Origin of the sequence: Okeania sp. SIO1H4 (assembly GCF_010672695.1) — a bacterium.
GTDB lineage: Bacteria > Cyanobacteriota > Cyanobacteriia > Cyanobacteriales > Microcoleaceae > Okeania > Okeania hirsuta.
Genome location: NZ_JAAHGB010000061.1, coordinates 1 through 22387 on the forward strand (window position 1 = coordinate 1; position 22387 = coordinate 22387).

Sequence of the window (22387 nt, forward strand, 5' to 3'; positions counted from 1 at the left end):
GGAAGAAGGAAGAAGGAAGAAGAAAGAGGGAAGAGGGAAGAAGGCTACCCTCGCAAGAAAAAACCATCATTTCCTGTAGATATTCACCCTTGGGTTTACACAAACGATATAAACGGACATGATATTAATGAGTAAAAATTTAGGCAATATATCCTAAATTTTTACTCATTGAATTTGAAAGGAATATTAACTAGGACTTATGCAGTACAAAGTATTTTCGTCATTGCGACCGACAGTGAAGCCATCTCAAATCTTAGTTTTTCGTACCTCATGCGTAAGTCCTGATTAATTTTATTCCCAAAAATACTGATCCTTGAGAATTGATTGTAGAACCAGTATTTGAAAGTTATACAGACATAAAGTCACTCTCAGTTAAAGTGGTAGTATCAATACCATTGAGTACGGCGAGTGTCTCTTCATCTGAGATAATACTATTTCCAGTAAAGCTCAAGTCTGCAAACATTAGACCATCAGCTAAACCGATGAAGTCAGTTCCAACTTCAAAGTCAACAATAGTATCAGTTCCTTCACCAACAGCTAAGATAAATGTATCAGAACCTTGACCACCAGAGAAGTCATCTCCAGTGAGAACGTCGTTACCTAAACCACCTCGGAGGAGGTCATCGCCATCATCACCCCAGATGCTGTCATTACCTTCATCACCGTAAAGCTGATCATCACCACCTTTACCACCGATGCGGTCATCGCCTGTACCACCGTTGATAGTGTCATCTCCAGCTACAGAACTACCAGAAGAACGACTATTTTGATCGCCCCGGAGAATATCATCACCCCCACGACCATCAATTTGATCGTCACCCTGTAAACCAGCAATAGTATCATCGCCTTGACGACCTACTAACATATCGTCGCCATCAGTTCCCACAAGATTTAACGGCTCTTGATTTTCCAGTTCAGACTGGATAAAATTAGAAAGTCCAGCCAAATCGTCAGTATTGATTAAATCAATCTCTGCTTCAAATAGAGGACCCCAAACACTAGGAGCATCTTGAGGCAAATTCCAGAAACGGAATATTTTATCTTCTCCCTGAACTTCAGAGACAATGCGATTTAATTCCGTTTCAGTGTCTTCAGGAATAGTACCAGTGCCATCCCAAGCTAAATCTCCGCTGAAGAAATTATTCCAGTTATCGCTAATTAGAGGCATAAAACCTGGATCGGCATCAGTGCCAATGTCACTTTTACGTCCATCATAGCCAGCGTAACGTACCTCTTGGCTTTCCATAAATTCCCGAGGGCGATCGCCTGAGATAATAGGAGTTACCGCACCAGGAGTAACAGTGTAGTTACCCATCTCATCTTGAGTATAGGTAGTAAATAATCCAGGAGATTCTTCTTGATATTCTGTTAAAACTTCATGGAGTCTTTGGTAGGTAGACAGTCCCTCACTCTTAATATCAATCAGGAGTGTTAGAGGTGTACCATCTGCATAAACACCACCATTATCGAACTCTTCTTTCAAATCTTGTAGAGGATCGAGGTAGAGTTCTTCTATAGTTGGGAGAGTTGTTGGGTTTAGTACAGGATCGTGAGCAACTCGTAGATTTCCGTCATCGCCAGGATAGAGCCAAATATCTGATTCTACACTAATAAACCCATAGCTGAGGGCATCAAAGAGAGGAAAATCATGTTCATAATCATTGTGAGCATGAGTAAATGGTACTGCTTCACTTCTTGGTTCGGGGATCTCTTGAAGAAAAGCTAACTGTCCTCCTTGTACCAAATTTTCTTCTGCTATAACTCCATCCCTGAGACTGTGCGCTTGAACATCAAACAGAAATAACTCACCAGGTTCTTGATCGAACAAACTTGAAACATCTAAAATTCCAGAAGATTCCCAATCACCTATATCATCAGGGTCTCCATCAGTTTGAGGAATAGGCTCTCCTGGTACTGCTGAACGATCCATTTGAGCAACACGGATCAGTTCTCCAGTTGTTGGATCTAACTTCCAGATAGATGCTTCCTCTCCAGATGTATCTCCAAATTCTCCAATAGATCGGTCTTCATTGATGTAAATGTAACCATCATCTGCCCAATCTAAGTTATCTGGACTACGCAGTCCAAAATCAGGATGTGCAAACTGTCCATCTCCTGCATCATCTCCATCATAGAGAATTTTTAGGTCAGCAGTGATGTCTGAATCACCAAATTCTAAGTTAACACTATAAGTTATTCCCCAAACATCATCAGGAAAACGACCGCTCCGACCGGTAGAAGCTAGCACCGCTTCCGTACCATCAGCAGGGTTTGTCGCTACATCTTCAGGACGAGAAAATTGGAAAGCACCCGCTTCTTCCGCAAGTAAATCTTGTTGAGTTTGGGTAGCAAATCCCATTTCATCATAACCTAGTTCATCTTGAATACTGCCATCCCCATCTGTATCTTCTGCACTTCCTGCTTCTTCTGGGCGATAATAATCAATTTCGACAAATGTTCCTGACTCACTGTTTCCTGTTCCGTTAAACCCTGCTGGATCGGGATTGCTATCTGGATCATTTTCTCCTTCAGTATCACCTAATTCTGCATCAGGAACCCAAACATAGAGACTACCATCAGCTAAACCGTTACGTTCTAGAAAACCTGCTCCTTCAGTTGTATCTTTTTCTCCTACATAAAGAAGTAGAGGAGCTGCTTCACGGTCATCTCCCACTAATATACCTACTTCGTCAGTATCTCCAGTATCTACCTGAGTTATATTTTCCCAACCAGCTCTTCCTAACCAAGGAACAGCATGAAGGGTGTTATTTTCAATATCTAATGCAAATTCAGTTCCACCAAAAGTTTCTTCTCCTGTGAAATAAATGTTATCAACGATACCCGAACCACTTGCAAACTGGTTACCTTCAACGTAGATAGAAGAACAGAAACGATTTAATCCTCCAAATTCTATGTCAGATATGTCATCTACTACTTCACCATTGCGATTGATAATAGTGTCATAAGCAAGACCTGCATCAACTACTTCTAGGGTCTCCTTATCTATATCAAAATAGCTGATCCTGGCTCCTGTGAGTTCAGTGCCATTTGCCAAAGCATAGGCATAACCAACACCGCTTCTTAACTCGTGGTTAACCAAAACTCGAACTGTATCTTCCTCAAGTTCAAAAGCTCCAATACCATCAAGAATTCCCGGAGGAGTATAATTTCCTGAAGTTCCAGGAATAGTTTCACCAATGGTGATAACAGGCTTAACTTTATAGCCGTTAAGACCTGTCATTTGAGCAGGTTGATTTGTTGTAAATGTCATCTTTATTTAAGATTGAAAAAATCAAGTTTTGTGTGATTGATTCCTGAAAAACTAATTACTCAGAAAAATCTGTACAGAACGTATGATCCCATAATTGTTTTAAAAGAAGAATATGAAAAGGATAAATTTTGGTTAAATCAATATTTTTTGATAAAAAAATTAAAACAAATTAAAAATAACTTGTTTCTGTTGATATTAGTGATATAAATATTTATTTTGGAAAAATATATCTAATAATTAGACATCAAAATTTCGTCTAAGAAAACATATTATTTCTCTTAGTTGGTTTAGCTTTATAATAATTAGTAGTATTGCTGGCTTAATTTAGAGATGGAAACTTTGGCAGTTTACCAATCAAAAAGTTGATTGGTAGTGTCCCGGTAGCTATTGGTCATAGTCTTGATATTCAGAATCAGAAAAAAGAGCAAAAATTACTTGTAGCTGAACAAGAAAAACGCAAATTAAAACTTAGGGAAGGAATTTGTTTTTCTAGACTAAGTTGAACGCGACTATCCCCAGCAGCAAACGCTAGTCACAGAGGATGGAGTAATATCATGTCCGGTTGAACAGTTATAAATAATTAGGCAGGAGACAGGAGACAGGAGACAGGAGATAGGAGATAGGAGGTAGGAGGTAGGAGGTAGGATATAGGGAAAAAAGTGTTTTCATCACTAATTATCCGGACATGGTATAAAAACTAATTAAACAGAAATTAAGTCACTTTACCGAAAAATTCAGGTATAAATCCTCTCCATTCATGGAGAAAAAGCGGTCGGAACGGGAATGCACTTTCCATAGATAAAATGGACTAACTAAAATGCTTAATAGTAGTGTCATTTCACAAGCAGCAACTATATCAGTTTTCAGCAAATTATAGTTTTTGATAAAGTAAGATAAAGCTTTCCGAGAATCATTAACTAGATAAGCGAAAAATGCTAAAGGTCTTTGCCAAGGTTTAAGCCTGATCATTCTAATATGATTTCTGTGTAACCCTGAACCACGCGCGAGGGATAGTAAATAATTCCGCTTGTATATATAATTTTATTAAAAAATTGAATTTCAGATTATTTTTTGACTGCTCATAAAAACTTCTAAATTTTTTGATAATTAGGTGGATATAACATCTTTTTTTGATAATTATCTGGCCACTCTGGAGTTTCAATTAAGTCTCTTAATAATAAGAAGCAAGTTCCTGATATAGAATGCTCAAAAAACATCTTATGGCAAAATTATAATTTTAGACAAAAAAAGCAGTAAAATAGACTGGCGATCGCGCATTTTTTTTGAGTTATTTAGACAATTCCTGTAAATTATTGATTTTCCTCAACAGATTAACTCTTTAATAGTCTTACTTTTTATAATATATAGAATTAATATATATTGTTTCCCTTTTTCTTATTTATTTCTTTTTCCTCCTTCTTTACCCTTACTATTACCGAATAATTAAGGTTTAAAGCTTCTCCTTTAAAGGAGAAAAAAGCAGTCGATCTTCGGAGCTTCCTGAAGGGTGGGATGGCAAGGTCTCCTCGCCATATCCAATCGACCAAGAGAAGAAAAAATTTTCACGCTCCGCGTCAATTCTCTTCTTTTCAAGGAGAGGTAATTATTAATTATTAATTGTTGAAGGTATGGCTCGATCGCCCTTGGTATTATATTAAAACTGCTTAGGTAGTGAAATCCGAATCAGATGTTTGGTGCAATCCCTGTTTAAAAAAAAGACTCAATAAATCACAATCATTAAATAGTATTGAGCAATAAGTCTCTTGGTAAATGGCCAGAATATTTCTCTGATTTTATATCTATCAAGAGATAACGAACCTGGATAACTACCTAAATGCTCAAGTAAAATTAATTCCCATAGATAAAATAGATAAACATTATGAGTACAACCCTAGAAAAAGGTAAGATCAGTATCCATACTGAAAATATCTTTCCAATTATCAAAAAATCTCTCTATACTGACCATGAAATTTTCTTAAGAGAATTAGTTTCTAATGGTGTAGATGCCATTGCTAAACTTAAAATGGTGGCTCGAACTGGAGAGTATAGTGGTGATGTTACTAATCCAGAAATAGAAATTAAAATAGACAAAGATAATCAAACTCTTTCGATTACTGATAATGGCATTGGGATGACCGCTGATGAAATAAAAAAATATATTAATCAAGTGGCTTTCTCCAGTGCTGAAGAGTTCATTGAAAAATATAAAGGTGGTGATGAAGACGCAATTATTGGTCACTTTGGTTTAGGGTTTTACTCCTCCTTCATGGTTGCTAAAAAAGTAGAAATTGATACCCTTTCCTATCAAGAAGGTGCAGAAGCGATTCATTGGAGTTGTGACGGTTCTCCAGAATTTGAACTATCAGATTCTCCTCGTACAGAAAGAGGTACAACTATTACCTTAACTCTCCAAGATGAAGAACAAGAATATCTTGAAACTACTCGAATTCAACAGTTAATTAAAACCTACTGTGATTTTATGCCAGTGGCAATAAAATTTGAAGAAGAAGTAGTTAATAAACACAAAGCAATCTGGCGAGAATCTACTCAAAATGTTACTCAAGAGGACTATCTAGAACTATATCGTCATCTTTATCCTTTCCAAGAAGAGCCTCTATTATGGGTTCATCTCAATACTGACTATCCTTTTATTGTTAATGGAATTCTTTATTTTCCTAAACTAAAGCCAGATGTAGATGTTACCCAAGGTAATATCAAACTATTCTGTAATCAAGTATTTGTTACCGACCATTGTGAAGAAATTATTCCTAAATTTTTAATGCCTTTACGAGGAGTAATTGATAGTACAGATATTCCTCTCAATGTCTCTCGCAGTTCCCTGTTAAGTAATCGAACTGTCAGAAGAATCGCCGATTATATAGCCAAAAAAGTAGGCGATCGCCTGAAAGAAATTTATCGTGATGAAAAAGATAAATATATCAGTTGTTGGCAAGATGTAGGTACATTTGTTAAGTTTGGTGCTTTGAATGACGATAAGTTTAAAAAGCAAGTAGAAGATATCATAATTTTCCGCACTACAGCCAAACTTAACTCAACTGAAACAACTGAAACTGAGGCTAAACCAGCAGTAGAAGTACAAGCAGAAGGAGAAGATGTTTGGCAAGAAGTAACTCCAGAAAATTCTGATGCTAAAAATACTGATGAACAAGGTTTTTATTACACAACTCTCAAAGAATATTTAGAACGTAATAAAGAACGCCATGAAAACCGTGTATATTACTGTACTGAACCTGCATCTCAAGCAACTTATGTAGAGCTGCACAAAAATCAAGGTTTAGAAGTTTTATTTCTCGACTCTTTCATTGATACCCACTTTATTAGTTTTCTAGAAAGAGAATATCAAGATGTTAAATTCTCTAGGGTAGATTCCGATCTAGATGAGACATTAATTGACAAAGAAAATCAATCAGAAATAGTCGATCCAGCTACCAATAAAACTCGCAGCGAACAAATTAAAGAATTATTTGAAAAAGCGCTGAATAAACCCAAGATAAATGTTAAAGCTCAAGCATTAAAATCAGAAGATAGCAAAACTACTCCACCAGCAATGGTATTGCTGCCAGAAGCTATGCGAAGATTGAGAGATATGACTGCTATGTTGCAGCAGGAAAAAGCAGAATTTCCAGAAGACCACGTTCTAGTGGTAAATACAGCTCACCCACTGATTCAGAATCTGGCTAATCTCAGTCAAGGTAGTATTATTCAGGGTAGTGGAGAATCTCCTTCGGCAGAATTGGCTAAACAAATCTGTCATCATGTTTATGATTTAGCTTTAATGGCACAAAAAGGTTTTGATGCTGAGGGTATGAAAGAATTTGTGGAAAGGTCTAATCAGGTCTTGACTCAGTTAACTGAAAAAGTAATTTGATCGAATTACATAAGTAGACTACAAAATTATTTTGGTGCGCGGGAGTAGGCAGTAGGAGAATACTTTGGCCACTTTAGTCTATCTATTTGAAAACTGCTAGCTAAAATGGAGCTTTGAGGACTCCCGGTATAATCTCCAATTTACCGGGAGATGAATCGCGACCAAAATAAAAACAGATACTGACCAAGACTAGCAAGAGTATAACTTAAAATCATACTCAGATAGAATTATCTTATAATAATGTGGATATCCTCACAATGAGGTGTCACTTTGGCCTTTGCAGATCGTAGAATAAATTGACGCTCGTTGGGGTACTGTCGGGGAGTTTTCAAGCTAGATAAGTGCTACTCAAGCAGTAAAGCTGAATCGTGAGGTTTGGGAATCTCCCGTTATAATCGCTCTTATTTAACGGGAGAGGATGTCAAAAGTTGAAGGAAGAAGGTTGATTAACTTTTTGATTTTTGAGATAATAGATAGGCTGTGGAAAAAATTTAGGTAGACAAATCATGGGTCGTAAATGTCAATTGACTGGAAAGAAAGCTAATAATGGCTATGCAGTTTCCCACTCCCATATCCGCACCCACAAGTTACAGCAAGCAAATCTCCAATGGAAGAGAGTTTGGTGGCCTCAAGGTAATCGTTGGGTCAAACTACGATTATCGACTAAAGCAATTAAAACTTTAGAAAACAAAGGTATACAAGCTATGGCTAAGGCCGCTGGCATTAACTTGAATAAGTGCTGATATATTTTTCTTTATACTCATCTCATCTAATTTAACCCTGTCCTATAGTTGATGAGGACAGGGCTATTTTTTTCTAAAAATGATAGGGATTAATACCAATTCCCAAAAATAATGCCATACTTCATTAAGACTTCAGTTATTCAGTAATAATAATGGTTTAGTAATTTTTGTAACGATTATCGGCATTAAGCCAAGATATATTATATTTTTGAACTTTACTCCCTACTCCCTACTCTCAAGAATATGTAGCAAGAATGCGCAAGATTTAGTATCAGAGATTTTTTGTTTGTTAACTAAATATTAAAGAGCGATCGTCACCCAGGACTTCCAATTTTTGCCATGATATAATGTTTGGTTGAATACTTATAAAGAACTACGGAGGAGGACTGAGTTAGGAGGGAAAAAGAAGGAAGAGGAGAAGAAAGTTTTTTCTCACGCTTTTAAACGGACATGATATGAGACAAAAATCCTCTCAAGAGGACTAAGTGCATATTAGTCCATCAAAATTGACTTCAGCAATGTAGCCCTAAAATCATTTATGGAGAGTTTTCGGAAGTTTTTCTTTAGTTGATCGTTAATATTTGTTTGTACCTCACATACCACCGAATCTGCTGTAAATACTGAATATTGACTATTGAGGGGTGTTGGTAATTGGTAAGATGATTTTCTCCGATGGGTGACACCCACCACTTACTATGGTAGAATATTTAGAGGTATCAGAAACAGATGGCTTTTAAGAGAGTGTTTGTAAACTAAAGATTAAGATGGCCAGAGTGCTTAATACTCGATATTCGGTGGGTTACGGCGGAAAGTTAAACTTTTGTTCCGATTCTTTGTTATTGTCGCCTAACCCACCCTACTAGACTGACACAGCTAAAATAGTGTATTAGAAAAATGCTCTAATCTTTACGGTTAATGTATTTGAATAAAAATCTATTGCACCATTTTAGGCGTGTCACGCCACTACGCCTGGATTTAATATTCCTTTTACAAACAGTCTCTAAGGTTTCATCTGTTGATTTACCAACGCTCTATTGAACTACTAAATACCAACTACATACTAACTACTAACTACTGACTACTGACTAATTATCCGGATACTATATAAATCCTGATTTTTCGTATCACATTTTATACTGCATTACTACATTACGAAAAAAAAATGTGGCCTAATTGCGAAAATATTAGGTACATATCGATATAGCAAGATTTATAAAAAAAAGTTAATTATTATGGCTAACTTTACTATCGCAATTCCTACTTATAATGGAGCTGAACGATTACCATTAGTTCTAGACAAATTACTTGCTCAAATCGGAGTAGAAGGACTATCTTGGGAAATTATAGTTGTAGATAATAACAGCACAGATAATACAAAAAAAATCATTAGTAGATATCAAGAAAACTGGTCGGATAAAATTCCATTAAAATACTGTTATGAAGCACAACAAGGTGCAGGATTTGCTAGAAAAAAAGCAGTAGAAATAGCAAGTTCTCCGTTAATTGGTTTCTTAGATGATGATAATATCCCAGCAGAAAATTGGGTAGCAGCAGCTTATGAATTTGCTCAAAAATATCCAAAAGCAGGAGCTTATGCTAGTCAAATTCATGGAGATTTTTCTGGAGAACTACCACCTGATTTTGACAGAATTAAATCATTTTTTGCCATCACAGAAAGAGGAGAACAACCATTATTATATCAGCCTGCAATTAAGGTAATACCTCCTTCCGCTGGATTAGTAGTTCGTCGGGAAGCATGGTTAGAAAGTGTTCCAGAGCAATGTATATTAGGTGGTAGAGTACCGGGTTCAATGTTAACAGGTGAAGATACAGAAACTATTAGTTATATTCAAAAAGCAGGCTGGGAAATTTGGTATAATCCAGCAATGGAAGTAATTCACAAAATTCCTCAACATCGAACACAAAAAGATTATCTAATTAAATTTTTCCGTGGTATTGGTTTGAGTCGTTATGTTACTCGAATGTTAGGAGTTAAACCATGGTTAAAACCATTGGCTTTTTTCGCTTATACGGCAAATGATAGTCGGAAAATTATCCGTCATTTACTCAAATATGGTTTGAAGTTACGAACAGATGTAGTGGCAGCTTGTGAGTTTGAACTATATATTAATAGTTTGAAAAGTCCTTTTTACTTGTGGAAGAATGGCTATTTGAATACAGTTGAACCAAACTATACTTCAGTAGTAAAATCTCAACCAGGTTTGAGTGGCATTGATTGTCGGGAATTTTAATGAAAATTATTGCTTGGCCAGCATTTAAAACTAGGTATAAAAACCCCTATAACTGGCTATTATATTCTCAGGTAGTGCAACAAGGGCTAACAGTTACGGAATTTTCTTTTGGCAAACTGCTACGCCAATACTATGATATTTTTCACCTTCACTGGCCTACAGAAACTATTGTCCGTCATCCAAACCTAGTAGTAGCAGGTTTGCGGGCTGTAACTATGCTTCTTGCTATAGACTGGGTTAGGGTTAGAGGAACAAAAGTGATTTGGACAATTCACGACCAATATCCCCACAACCTCTTACATCCTAAGTTGGCACACTGGTTTCAGTCAGAACTGATCAAGCGAGTAGATGGATGTATTAGTCATTGCCAAGTAAGTAAAGAGTTAGCAGATGCAACTTTTCCTAGATTGAGCGATCGCCCCCACGCAGTTATTCCTCATGGTCATTATCGAGAGGTCTACCCCAATAATATAAATTGTGAGGTAGCTAAAACAAATTTAGATGTTCCTTTTGACTCCCATGTACTTTTATTTCTCGGTTATATCGACTACTACAAAAATGTACCTCATCTAGTCCGAGTTTTTCGAGAATTAGCTCCTGCTAATTGGATATTATTAGTGGCAGGTAAACTAGAAGTTCCAGAAATTGGTACTCAGATATCTCAAGTTGCAGAGAATGATTCTAGGGTCAAATTAAAGTTTGAGTTTGTACCGGATGAGAAGTTACAAGAATATTTTCAGACTGCAGATTTAGTAATATTACCGTTTCAAGAGATTTTAAATTCAGGTAGTGCATTGTTAGCTCTTTCTTTTGATTGCCCTATATTAGTGCCTAATAAGGGAGCAATGGCAGAGTTGCAGGAACAGGTGGGGCAAGATTGGGTAAAGCTGTATCCAGGAGACCTAACAAAAGAGATTTTAGAATCTGGGTTAGAGTGGGCAGTCAAAGAAGGGCGATCGCCACAAGCTAATTTAGAACAGTTAGGATGGCAAAATTTAAGTCAGCAAACTATTGAATACTTTGAATATATTTGTACTCACAAAAATCACAGTAAGAGTAATATATGAAAATTGCTTACGTTACTACTTATGATGCTCTAAATCCTGCAAGTTGGTCTAAGTACAATGGCGGTAACTACGGTGCTAGTAATTTTATTTCCAAAACTTTAATTAATCAAGGTATTATCATCAACTATTTGGGACCTTTACAAAAAACATATTCTTGGCTGACTAAAAGTAAATGGTTGTTTTATAGGCACTTATTTAAAACTGATTATTATAATTGGGCTGAACCTATTGTATGCAAAAATTATGCTAATCAGGTAGCAGAAAAACTGGCAAATTTAGATACCGAAATTATTCTCTCTCCTGAAGGAGCAACTCCTACTGCTTATCTAGAATGTAAACAGCCATTAGTTATTTGGATAGATACAACCTTAGCGGAATTAATTAACTTTTTTCCCTACCTTAGTAATCTATGTCAGGAAACTAAAAATAATATCTATACACTAGAAAAAGCAGCTTTAGAAAGGTGTAAGCTTCTCATCGTAACTTCAGAATGGGCAGTGGAGACAGTAGTTAAAATCTATGGAATTGAACGGTCAAAAATCCAAGTAATTCCTAGAGGTGCAAATATAGAATTGAGACCTAATAGAACTGTTGAAGATATTCAAAACTTAGTTAAATCAAGAGGAAATAAACCATGTAAGCTCATTTTTTCTGGAGTTTTTTGGCAGCGAAAAGGGGGAGATATAGCTTTAGAGGTAGCGAAAAAATTAAATAAATTAGGTCTAGAAACAGAATTAACTGTTATCGGCTGTCAACCTATTTCTGACGAGCCGTTACCTAGTTTTGTCAAACCATTAGGATATATTGATAAGTCTAAAGGTAATGGTTTATTGCGGATTTCTCAGTTAATAAGTGAATCCCATTTTTTGATGTTACCAACTAGAGCAGACACTAACCCTCATGTTTTGGTAGAAGCAAATGCTTTTGGAGTACCTTGTTTGACAACAAATGTGGCTGGAATACCCACAGTAATTAAGGATGAAATAAATGGCAAAATATTTTCGGTAGATACCTCAGTAGATAATTATTGTGAATATATAATTAATTACTTGACGAATTATCCAAAATATGAACAATTAGCTATGTCATCGTTTAATGAATATTTGTATCGTCTCAATTGGTCAGTGGCTGGTCAAAAAGCAAAGAAACTATTTATGGAAGTTTTGAATAATTGTTAATCTTAAGGATGTAGAAATATTTAATTTGTACTTGATATAAATATATATAAGTAAATCAGAAATATATCTATGAAAATAGCTTATTCTACAACCTATGATGTTCATAATCCTGCTAGCTGGCCTTCTAATAAAAAAGGGAATTATGGCTCAAATAGTTACATTGCAAAAACTTTAGAAAGTCAGGATATTACTGTTAACTATCTTGGTCCTCTAGAAAAACACTATTCATGGGTGACAAGAAGTAAATGGTTACTCTATAGTAAGGTATTTAAACAAGATTATTACAGATGGGCAGACCCAATAATATGTCGAGATTATGCTTATCAGGTAGCTCGAAAACTATCTATATTAAAGTCGGATATTGTACTGGCGACAGAGGGTGTTCAAACAGTTGCATATTTGAAATGTCAACAACCAATTGTTTTGTGGTTAGATACATTAACAATAGCATTGGTCGATTACTACCCAGCATTAAGTAATATTTGTCAAGAGACTAGAAAAAGTATATATAATATTGAAAAAGCAGCAATAGATAAATGTAAACTTTTGATATTTACTTCAGATTGGGCTGCCGAAAATGCTGTTAAACATTACCAAGTTAATGAGTCGAAAATTTATGTAATTCCCAGGGGCGCTAATATTGAACTTAAGCCTGGAAGAACTTTTGAAGAGGTAGAAAATATTGTTAAATCAAGAAAAGAAAAACCTTGTAAATTAATCTTTTCTGGCATAGATTGGGATAGAAAAGGTGGAGATATTGCTGTTGGAGTTGTTAAACAGTTAAATGAAATGGGTTTTAATGCTGAACTAACAATTATTGGCTGTAAACCGGAGATTAAACCTTTGCCGGATTTTATTAATATAGTGGGATATATTGATAAATCAAAACCAGAAGGAGAGTCAAAAATGAGGCAATTAGTAGCTGATTCTCATTTGATGATTTTGCCAACTAGAGAAGATTGTGCTCCTAATGTTTTGATAGAAGCTAATGCTTTTGGAGTGCCTTGTTTGACTACAAATCTTGCAGGTATTCCAACTGTAATTAAAGAAGATATTAATGGTAAAACTTTTGCTTTTGATGCAGAAATTAAAGAATATTGTGATTATATAATTTCCCGAATGAGTGATTATCCTAGATATCAAAAATTAGCAATGTCATCATTTAAAGAATATCAACAACGATTAAATTGGGATGTGGTAGGAAAAACTGCTAAACAGTTATTTATGGATTTACTTTGAAATAGCAGTCAGCGGTCAGCGGTCAGCTATCAGCTTCTAGTTGCGTGAATAGACATCTCCATTGAAGAAGGAGACAGGAGACAGGAGACAGGAGACAGGAGGAAAATTACATGGGGATAGTCAACGAAGGGCCGCTCCGCGTCTACGCTCCCCCAAGTAATTTTGAACACAGTGTAGACGGTGGGGTATTAAACCCACAAAGAAAATGATAATAAAAAATAAAGTCAATTATTGCACATAAATTATCAATTCTTTCCCCCTACTTTCTACTCTCTAACAAAAACGAATTTTGTACCTCACTAATATGAGAATTGCTATAATATTGAAATGCACAATAAATTAAAATTACCTTTATTTCTTTTTGGTTGTCCCCGTTCTGGTACGACATATTTACAAAGTTTATTGACAGCACATCCAGAGATTATCTCTTTACCAGAAACAAAATTTTTTCATTATTTACTACCAGATAATGAACCTAAAAGACGAATACTTGGTATGGCTTCGCGACGATTACGACCTAAGTTAGAGACTTTGTTTAAAAATGAAATTAACCGCCCAGATTTACTGAAATATTTACCTAAAAATACTTTATTTATTAGGCAATATACTCGCAGATTTCTGAAAATTATGAATCTGCTAGCTGAGGAAGAAGGTAAAAGTATTTGGTTAGAAAAAACTCCCGAACATATACGACATATTGACTACATAGAAAAGAATGTTCCTATAGCTAAATTTATTCATATTCAAAGAAATGGAATAGATGTAGTTGCTTCACTTTATGAAGTGTCGAATAAATATCCGAAATTTTGGTATGGTGGGTTTGATATAGACCATTGTATTGATCGATGGATTGAGGCTGTAAATATTACTTCTCAGCATTTACATAAGGATAATCATATTCTGGTGAAGTATGAAAAATTGGTAGATGATACACCTACTATTTTAAAGGAATTATGCAAATTTATAGGTATAGAATTTGATAATAAAATGCTCGAAGATTATCAAGAGACTGCTAAATCTTTGGTGAGAAAACAGTCAGGGAGAGTTGTTAGTCAGGGTGCAGTAAATACTAGATTACAAAAGTTTTATCAGGTATTTGATCAGTCTCAGCAGGAATATATATTAAGTAGATTTACAGAAGTAGGCCAGGAGCAGAACTAGCCGGCGTTGCTGAAGCACGTGTATGGTATTAATTTTGATTCTTTAGGAGTCAGGAGTCAACCCACCCCTCGCCCCTCCCCCTCCCAGGAGGGGAACTCAGGAGTCAGGAAGGAAGAAAGAATAAGAAACCCCGAGTAAAAGGAGAAAGTTTTTTGCTCGCCCTCTTATCCGGACAAGATATCATACCTCAAATCAGCAACGCCAACTAGCCTAAAGTTTTTTTGAAAACAGAAATCAAAAAGTCCTGTGTTAGATTAATTCGCGATCGCACAGTTATAATGAGTAAAAATAACCATTTGTTTACACGCAATAGTTTTAGCTATGTTTATTGGTACCACTGAAGCAGCAACACTTTTAAGCATTACTACTCAGAGAATTCGGGTATTGCTTAAGCAAGGCAGAATTCAAGGAGCAAAAAAATCAATGGCAAAACTTGGGTAATACCTCTATATCAAGGAATTCCACGAATATCTAAAGGAAAAAGAGGACCAAAACCTAAGTGGAAACATACTCGCCACTGTGCAAGAAATACAGTACATATCAACCGCCAAAACTTGGGGATAAATCAGAAAAATAAGAATACTGATTTGACCGAAAAATTGGGTCCCAAGCCTCGCCCTTCTAGGGCGACTTTTTAGTTGTTAAGTGTTTCAATGAATATGTTACAATACTGTTAGTTTAAATATCGAATTATGAAAGCTAGATTTAAGTATCGCATATATCCAACACCGGGACAAAAGCATCAATTAGCAAAGCTATTTGGTTGCGTTCGTGTTGTTTGGAATGATAGCCTAGCTTGTTGTCAAGAAAAATACAAATCAGGAGGTAAGAAACCCACTAACTCACAACTGCAAAAACAGTTTATTACTCAAGCAAAAAACACTGAAGATAGAGAGTGGCTTAAAGAAGTTTCTAATATACCATTGCAGCAATCTTTGAATGATTTAAACCAAGCTTACCAAAACTTTTTTAAATCGACTAAAGGCCAGAGAAAAGGTAAACCTGTAAAACCTCCTAAATTTAAAAGTAGAAAGTCAAAGCAAACTGCTAGATTTACAAGAGGAGGTTTTAAAGTTGGTCAGCATAAAGTATATTTAGCTAAGATTGGAAAACTCAAGATAGTTTGGTCTAGAGAGTTACCTGCTCCTCCATCATCAGTAACTATTATTAAAGACTCAGCTAATAGATATTTCTTAAGTTTTGTAGTAGAAACTTGTGCCAAAATATTGCCTCAGATTGATAATTCAGTGGGGATAGACTTAGGCATCAAAACCTTTGCTACATTTAGCGATGGTACAAAGGTTGATGCTCCTAAACCATTGAAAAAGCGGATTAAAAAGTATCGAAAGTTAAGTAAATCATTATCCAAGAAAACTTTAAAGTCTAAACGATATGGAAAAGCTAGATTGAGAGTAGCTAAATTTCATGCCAAAGTAAAAGACACTAGGACAGATTTTCTGCATAAATTATCCACTGAAATAATTCGTGAAAACCAAACAATTGTTTTAGAGGATTTGAATGTATCTGGTATGGTGAAAAACCGTAAATTATCCAGAGCAATATCAGATTTAGGTTGGCGGACATTCCGAACACTTCTAGAAGGTAAAGCAGAAAAATACGGTCGGGATTTGAGAGTAATTAATCGTTGGGAGCCAACCAGCCAAAAATGCAGTTGTTGTGGTTTTCGTGGAGGCAAATTAGACCTTCAAGTGCGAGAGTGGGAATGCCTTAACTGTGGTGCAAAACACGATAGAGACAAGAATGCAGCAATAAATATATTAGTCGCGGGCGGGCAGTCCGAGACAAAAAACGGACGTGGAGGCAAGCGTAAGACTACTGCCAAAGTAGCAGCAGCCTGTGTTAGCGGAGCTTTGGGTCAGCAAAACGTCAACCCACCGAGGAGCTACGGCTTGGTAGGAATCCCCGCGCCTTTAGGCCGGGGAGGATGTCAAGTAGACAGTAATTGGGTTTGGGAACACAGTCCGCCGAACCTAGGAGCGCCGGGTGTGAGGCAGAAGATTAAAAAAAATATAGTTTCGTTGATAAGTTGATAGATTAACCTTTCATTTAGGGAATAATATTTAGGTTAGGTTAGGCACTTTAGTATGCTTGACCAATATTTGTGCTATCCAAAATTCGGTTATGGGGTGCTGTTCGAGTTGTGCTGTGCTAAAAGTAGAGGTAGGGACTAAATTTAAGTCACTATAATATAGTTATATAAATTTACGGTTTGCCAACTAAACCATTTGCAATTAGGGGCAGGAAGGCTATTATGTCAAAGAATAAGTTTCTCAAAAATATATTTTATATTTTCCGTAATATCCGGAGTTGGTATCGAGTCATGGAGAGAAAGTTGAGGCGATCGCTCTGGAATGTAATAAATAATCGAAGTAGGTACTCAGGGGCAGGTTTTGTTTTGCCCACTGTGACTATGGTTTTGTTGGTAGTAGTTTTGTTGAGTATTGCTATTTTGCTCAGGTCTTTTGACAGGGCTGAAATGGCAAGAAATGTTAAGGTAAATCAGCAGGTGTTGAGTGCTGCTGCTCCTGCTTTGGAAAGGGCAAGTGCAAAAATTGATTATTTGTTAAATGCAGATCCTAGTCTTCCGAAAGGAACTCCCACAGACGATTTGTTATCTAGAACAATGTCGCCGGATGAAGATTTAAACACTGAAGATCGTTATACATTTGGTGATGAGACGGCACTGAAAGTAAAATTTGATATTGATGGAGATGGCTTTGAAGTTTCGGGAGAAGACGACCTATTGGAGGACGATGAACAAATTACAACTGCTTGGAGATATCCAGTAGATACAGATAATAATGGTAATTATGATAGTTATACTCTTTATGGTATTTTCTTCCGCAGTCCTACAAGGGATACAGAGAGTGGAGAATTTAATAGAGAAAGAACACCGTTAGAAGCAAGAACACCGCCTCAATCACCATTTGACAGTTTGGGGAATCCAGGGTGTGAAGGAGCTAGTGGTACTAGCTTTAGTCTAGTGGGAAATTCTGGTTGGTTTAAATCAGGTAGCAACTTGAGGAAAAGTTTCTTTGTTTATACTGCAACTGTACCAATCACTGATACAACTCAGGCAGGTCTGATTTCAGCAAAGGATCAAAGTTTGGGCAAAGATTTTGAAAATTATAGTGGTACAACAGGATTTTCGGCACTGGAATATCAGCAAGACTACGAACGAAAATCCGTAGCAAATAATGCTGTGGTATACGAGAGCGATCTAGAAGCAGCTCCAGGTTTTGAGTTTAACATCAATGGCAGGATATTGGCAAGTAGTAACTTGATGTTAATGCACTTTGACGAATTTAAGATTTATCAGGTTAGTGGTAGAAGTTCCTGTTTTTACGAGGCTGAGAATAGTAAGATTCTTGTAGGTGGACAATTAATCAACGGTCGTACTAGAAAAGTTGACGATAACCCAGATCCGGTTACAGTACATTTATTTCAGGGTAAAGATAACGACCCAATTAAAGCAGAAATTAAAGATGGCGATACTGAGTCTATAAACAAAGATTCATCACCACTAGATGCAGCGTATAACGAACAAGCTTATCGTCAACGCATAGCTGCAATGGTAAATGCAGTTATAGATACTCCAGGTAACTATCCACCAGAAGTTACCAAACAGGTTAAGGATCTAGTAGACAACGGAACATCTGAAGAAATAGCTAGACAACAAGCACTAGAAGCTTATTTTAAAGAACGAACTCGCAAAGTTCCTTTTAAAGAAGTGGCGCTAGGTGCAGATGCTTTGGATGGAAAAACAGGTGCTGCTACGATTAATGGTGACGGAGAGAGTTTGAGGCCAATAGATGAGTGGATGTTTCCTACTACCTTCTTGTTTGAAGATAATCCAAAGGTAGGAACCAAAACGACTAACAGTGGTCTAGATTTATTGTTAGATAGGCCTCCTGCAACAAATCCAGATAACATAGTAGATGATGTCGAACAATACCTGGGCGATCGCATTCTTGTGGGTAATAACTTACCACTTAAGAGGTATGATAAATCTCAAGATCCACCACAATTTGTTGGAGAGGACACCACGCAACAAGTGGATGGTGCAACAACTTGGGACGATGATGATACACCTCGAACGCGTACAACTCAAATACAAGAATTGGCCGATCTAGGAAATCCAGATAGAAATGGTTTCTGGGAACTGGCAGCGGCACAAGAACCAGAAAGTGCTGTTGATGGTTATGGAGGTTTGCGAGTTATTACGGGAGCAGGGGTTTATGAGAGGCAAAATTCATTTTTACCACCACCAAATATTATTGAGAATGGTGAAGTCAAGAAATACGACGATCCGGCAACTACTGTCATCGAAGAATTTAAGATAGTTTGGCCAGATACGATGCCAATGTCGCCTATAGAAAATGTACCAGGTAGCGACCCACCCGAGGCTGTGGTTGGTAGTATGGTTTATGATAACGTTGATCAAACTTGGAGGAACTTATTTAATCCAGATACAGAAACCACAACAGTGACAGATCCCCCAACAATAGACCCCAATACTCCTAAATATGCAAAGGGCGATCTGCGGATGCGGGCAACAGCAGTCTATCACTATGCAGAGAGTAGTTATGAAAAGGGTACTACTCCTACTCAAACTCCTATTGCCTGTGTTAGTAGCTACTACGATCCAACCAGTGAAGAGACGGCAGAAAATTTTGATGCGACTACAGCTCCAAATGGTAAATCTAATAACGGTATAGTATATGGCCCTCCAACATACACAGTACCAGGGAAATCAACAGAAGACTCTACAAGCAAGCTATTGGGTGGAACAAGTCCAAGTATTCTAGAAAATCAAGCTAATTTGGTCTTCCCCAACGGTAGATTTGTTAATGGACCCTTGAGAACAGCTTTATTGAAGGATGCAGACGATCGGAACTTAGTAGACCAAGCGGCTATACATTCAACTGCTTGCGCTCTTGGTATTTTGGGTACTCCTGGTTTTTCTACTGTTACTAGCAACGTTATACCCGATGGGGCAATTAAAGAAGTGGCATTTTTGGATGGTAGGCAAATTAAGGCGATCGATGCAGATGACCCTGCTACTCCTAACGATGAAACATTTACTCTCAGCAGTAACCCTAATACTACTCCTGCTAACTTAACTGGAAATTACGATCTATCTCTTGAAGAACGTCAACCTTTAGAAGTTCGGGTGACTCAGTTAGACTTAAATGTTTTACGAAACACAACTATAGCTTTTGGTACAACAAATGTCGGTCCAAAACCAGAGTATTTGCTGCCCAATAGTGGGATTATTTATGCTAGTCGAGATGATGCACTTCCAGACAGGAGCGATCGCACAGAGTTTTCGGCAGATGGTATTGATGAAGATACCAGCAAGTTATTAAGTCCTACAGACTGGCGACTCGATCCTACTCGTCGTCCTAATGGCATTATGTTGGTCAACGGGGAAAAACTAAGCCGAAATGATAACAATAATGTGATAGGTGAAACTGATAATGAAAAAATCGAAAGTATAGTTAAGGAGAAAGGACTGATATTAGTGACTAACTTACCAGCTTATATTCAGGGTGATTTTAACTTGCACGATCATGGTGAATTTCAAGGTGCTAAAAATATAGATTGGGATTTCAATGCTTACTATAACCCCAATAAAAAACTAGACACAAGCTTTGCTTGTCGTATTGGAGACCCCCGGATATCAGGATTTTGCCCTGAGGGAGATAATTGGCGTGCAGCGACTGTTTTGTCTGATTCTATAAGTCTTCTTTCTGGTAATTTTCGTCCGGGGTTCCGCAATGAGGGAGATTTTGACTTGAGAAATAATGTAGGTAATATAGTTACTGAGGGTTACGATCTTAGTGGAGATGGAAACATTAATAATGATGTTAATGAAAACAACACTTTGGATGCTGATGATGAATTTGAATTTACAGAACAAGACTTATTAACCGATCTGGATAAAAATGGAACGCTGGAAGATACAGTGAGTCTCACGTTTTATGAAGAAGAAGTGACAACTAAGTTGGCTAGGTTACTCAATGGTTTCTATGCCAACAACTTTGTTACTAATGGTTTAAGTAGTAATGTTGTCATCAATAGTAACCCAGCATTAGAGGACAATGATTATAGAAATAATGAAGATAATGCTGTAGATAGTTCTTATTTTAATAACTTTACGACTCCAGTTCAACGTCGAGGTGAGTTTACCGAATACTTGACAGAAATTTGTTTGAAATTACCTGTATCAGCTTGTCAGCCTTCAGATTGGGTGGTTCTATTAGATAATAATGGTGATGGTACACTAACACCAGGGGAAATTATCTCAGCTAATACCTTGTCAACTTCGACAAGCATTACAATAAATGATCTTTGGTCTGGAACAACTGCTGAACCTCCTAGACAAGAATATCAACGCTTTCCACGTCGTGTAGCTTTCTTGCGTTATTTAGATCAACTAACTCCTAATGTACCAAAAGAGGGCTGGAATAAGGGTGCAGCAGCAAATGTTCTAGTTTTACAAAATGATAATGAAACCTGGAGACCAGTTCCAATAGGAGTAGCATCAAAAACAGGTGGAAATCTAAAACTTAGCTACTATCCATATTCAGCTACTCTTAAAATAGACGATACATCTTATTCCCCTTATGACACAGCTAATCCTCCAGTTGAAAAGAATGCCCTCTGGTTCCACACAACTAATGGTGGAAAATTAGATTCAGGGTATAACTTCCCTCTCTACTTTGAAGAAAATTTAACTCAAAACACAGTAAAGCAACCACTTTTAATGCCTGTGTTGCAGATTCATGCCACTAGAAATCAAGCAGCAGCAACTGGAAATGCTTTTCCCACAAACAATCAAAAAGTGGATCAAACTAGGTGGTTGCCACAAGCAGCAGATACAACATTCAATTTAATTTTAGCGACAGGGGATGTTCCTTCCAGAATTCTTACAGATACGGAAGGAGAAACTAACGGAGGTCTACCAAACCTGCCACGTTTCCTAGAAAACTGGAAAGACCGAACAGCAACTATCTCTGGTTCCTTCATTCAATTACGGCGTAGTGAGTATGGAACAGCACCATATCAGCAGGTCTTACCTTTTACAACTCCAAATCTTTTTAACAGCGATGATCCTGACGCTCTCAATACCTATAACTCAACTGAAACTAATGGTCAGGTTCCCTTCTTTATGCCACCAACAAGACAATGGAATTTTGATGTTGGTTTGTTATCTCAGTCTCCAGACTTGTTTGCTCTCAAACTAACAGGTCCACCAAGTGAGAGTAAACCTGACGAATATTATAGAGAAGTAAGTCGTGATGATGAATGGGTTGAAACTTTGCTTTGCTCTCTAACAGAGGATGACAGCAAAGCTGTTAATGACAATCTACGTCCAGATAACTGTATAGATAATTAGGCATTGCTGAATTAAGGTATGAAAGTAAGTTTATAGGGAACAGGGATCTGGGAACACCGGAGCTGGGAAAAGTTAATATTAACAAGCAGTTCAAACCATCCAAAATCAAAAATCCCAAATACAAAATTATCAAATCATACCCACCAGTCAGCAACGCCGATAAT

Annotated in this window: 12 protein-coding genes; 10 read left to right on the forward strand and 2 right to left on the reverse strand. The window is 36.9% G+C overall.

All coding sequences use genetic code 11. The annotated features are described in order from the left end of the window. Positions 1 to 346 precede the first annotated feature (346 nt). Together F6K06_RS26620 and F6K06_RS26625 are read right to left on the reverse strand one after the other, a co-directional pair. Positions 347 to 3271: a DUF839 domain-containing protein gene (locus tag F6K06_RS26620; protein ID WP_124144624.1), complete on the reverse strand. Its 2925-nt coding sequence runs from the start codon at positions 3269 to 3271 to the stop codon at positions 347 to 349. Between the two features lie 717 nt (positions 3272 to 3988). Then, positions 3989 to 4240, reverse strand: a complete 252-nt coding sequence (locus F6K06_RS26625; RefSeq protein WP_124144623.1) for a hypothetical protein — start codon at positions 4238 to 4240, stop codon at positions 3989 to 3991. A gap of 910 nt (positions 4241 to 5150) precedes the next feature. Between F6K06_RS26625 and htpG the strand changes: the two genes are divergently transcribed. The 10 genes from htpG to hpsA all read left to right on the forward strand — a co-directional run bounded on the left by htpG (position 5151) and on the right by hpsA (position 22223). Beyond that, positions 5151 to 7160: a molecular chaperone HtpG gene (gene htpG, locus F6K06_RS26630; protein WP_124144622.1), complete on the forward strand. Its 2010-nt coding sequence runs from the start codon at positions 5151 to 5153 to the stop codon at positions 7158 to 7160. Positions 7161 to 7666: 506 nt separating this feature from the next. Continuing rightward, positions 7667 to 7903 carry a 50S ribosomal protein L28 gene (gene rpmB, locus F6K06_RS26635; protein ID WP_124144621.1) on the forward strand — a complete coding sequence of 79 codons (237 nt, stop codon included), beginning with the start codon at positions 7667 to 7669 and terminating at the stop codon, positions 7901 to 7903. Between the two features lie 1232 nt (positions 7904 to 9135). After that, complete coding sequence (hpsE, locus tag F6K06_RS26640) at positions 9136 to 10155, forward strand: hormogonium polysaccharide biosynthesis glycosyltransferase HpsE (protein WP_124144620.1); 1020 nt, start codon at positions 9136 to 9138, stop codon at positions 10153 to 10155. Next, positions 10155 to 11222, forward strand: coding sequence for a glycosyltransferase (locus F6K06_RS26645; RefSeq protein ID WP_124144619.1), 1068 nt, complete (start codon positions 10155 to 10157; stop codon positions 11220 to 11222). Before hpsE ends, F6K06_RS26645 begins: the two co-directional genes overlap by 1 nt. Next, complete coding sequence (locus F6K06_RS26650; protein WP_124144618.1) at positions 11219 to 12400, forward strand: glycosyltransferase family 4 protein; 1182 nt, start codon at positions 11219 to 11221, stop codon at positions 12398 to 12400. Before F6K06_RS26645 ends, F6K06_RS26650 begins: the two co-directional genes overlap by 4 nt. A gap of 69 nt (positions 12401 to 12469) precedes the next feature. After that, entirely contained in the window at positions 12470 to 13639 is a 1170-nt protein-coding gene (locus tag F6K06_RS26655) for a glycosyltransferase family 4 protein (RefSeq protein WP_124144617.1), read from the forward strand. A gap of 327 nt (positions 13640 to 13966) precedes the next feature. Continuing rightward, on the forward strand, positions 13967 to 14800 hold the full coding sequence (locus F6K06_RS26660) for a sulfotransferase (protein ID WP_124144616.1): 834 nt from the start codon (positions 13967 to 13969) through the stop codon (positions 14798 to 14800). A 6-nt stretch (positions 14801 to 14806) separates the two neighbouring features. Next, positions 14807 to 14938 (forward strand): hypothetical protein, encoded by a 132-nt coding sequence (locus F6K06_RS26665; RefSeq protein WP_287244055.1) that lies wholly within the window; start codon positions 14807 to 14809, stop codon positions 14936 to 14938. A gap of 554 nt (positions 14939 to 15492) precedes the next feature. After that, positions 15493 to 16851: an RNA-guided endonuclease TnpB family protein gene (locus F6K06_RS26670; protein ID WP_287244058.1), complete on the forward strand. Its 1359-nt coding sequence runs from the start codon at positions 15493 to 15495 to the stop codon at positions 16849 to 16851. A 221-nt stretch (positions 16852 to 17072) separates the two neighbouring features. Next, the gene (gene hpsA / locus F6K06_RS26675; protein ID WP_287244061.1) at positions 17073 to 22223 is read left to right on the forward strand and encodes a hormogonium polysaccharide biosynthesis protein HpsA; all 5151 of its coding nucleotides are present in this window, start codon (positions 17073 to 17075) and stop codon (positions 22221 to 22223) included. Positions 22224 to 22387 lie beyond the last annotated feature (164 nt).

Bases quoted from the DNA above. Each gene is read 5' to 3' on its own strand.
- F6K06_RS26620 (WP_124144624.1), bottom strand. From the start codon at position 3,271: ATGACATTTACAACAAATCAACCTGCTCAAATGACAGGTCTTAACGGC.
- F6K06_RS26625 (WP_124144623.1), bottom strand. From the start codon at position 4,240: ATGATCAGGCTTAAACCTTGGCAAAGACCTTTAGCATTTTTCGCTTAT.
- htpG (WP_124144622.1), top strand. From the start codon at position 5,151: ATGAGTACAACCCTAGAAAAAGGTAAGATCAGTATCCATACTGAAAAT.
- rpmB (WP_124144621.1), top strand. From the start codon at position 7,667: ATGGGTCGTAAATGTCAATTGACTGGAAAGAAAGCTAATAATGGCTAT.
- hpsE (WP_124144620.1), top strand. From the start codon at position 9,136: ATGGCTAACTTTACTATCGCAATTCCTACTTATAATGGAGCTGAACGA.
- F6K06_RS26645 (WP_124144619.1), top strand. From the start codon at position 10,155: ATGAAAATTATTGCTTGGCCAGCATTTAAAACTAGGTATAAAAACCCC.
- F6K06_RS26650 (WP_124144618.1), top strand. From the start codon at position 11,219: ATGAAAATTGCTTACGTTACTACTTATGATGCTCTAAATCCTGCAAGT.
- F6K06_RS26655 (WP_124144617.1), top strand. From the start codon at position 12,470: ATGAAAATAGCTTATTCTACAACCTATGATGTTCATAATCCTGCTAGC.
- F6K06_RS26660 (WP_124144616.1), top strand. From the start codon at position 13,967: ATGCACAATAAATTAAAATTACCTTTATTTCTTTTTGGTTGTCCCCGT.
- F6K06_RS26670 (WP_287244058.1), top strand. From the start codon at position 15,493: ATGAAAGCTAGATTTAAGTATCGCATATATCCAACACCGGGACAAAAG.
- hpsA (WP_287244061.1), top strand. From the start codon at position 17,073: ATGTCAAAGAATAAGTTTCTCAAAAATATATTTTATATTTTCCGTAAT.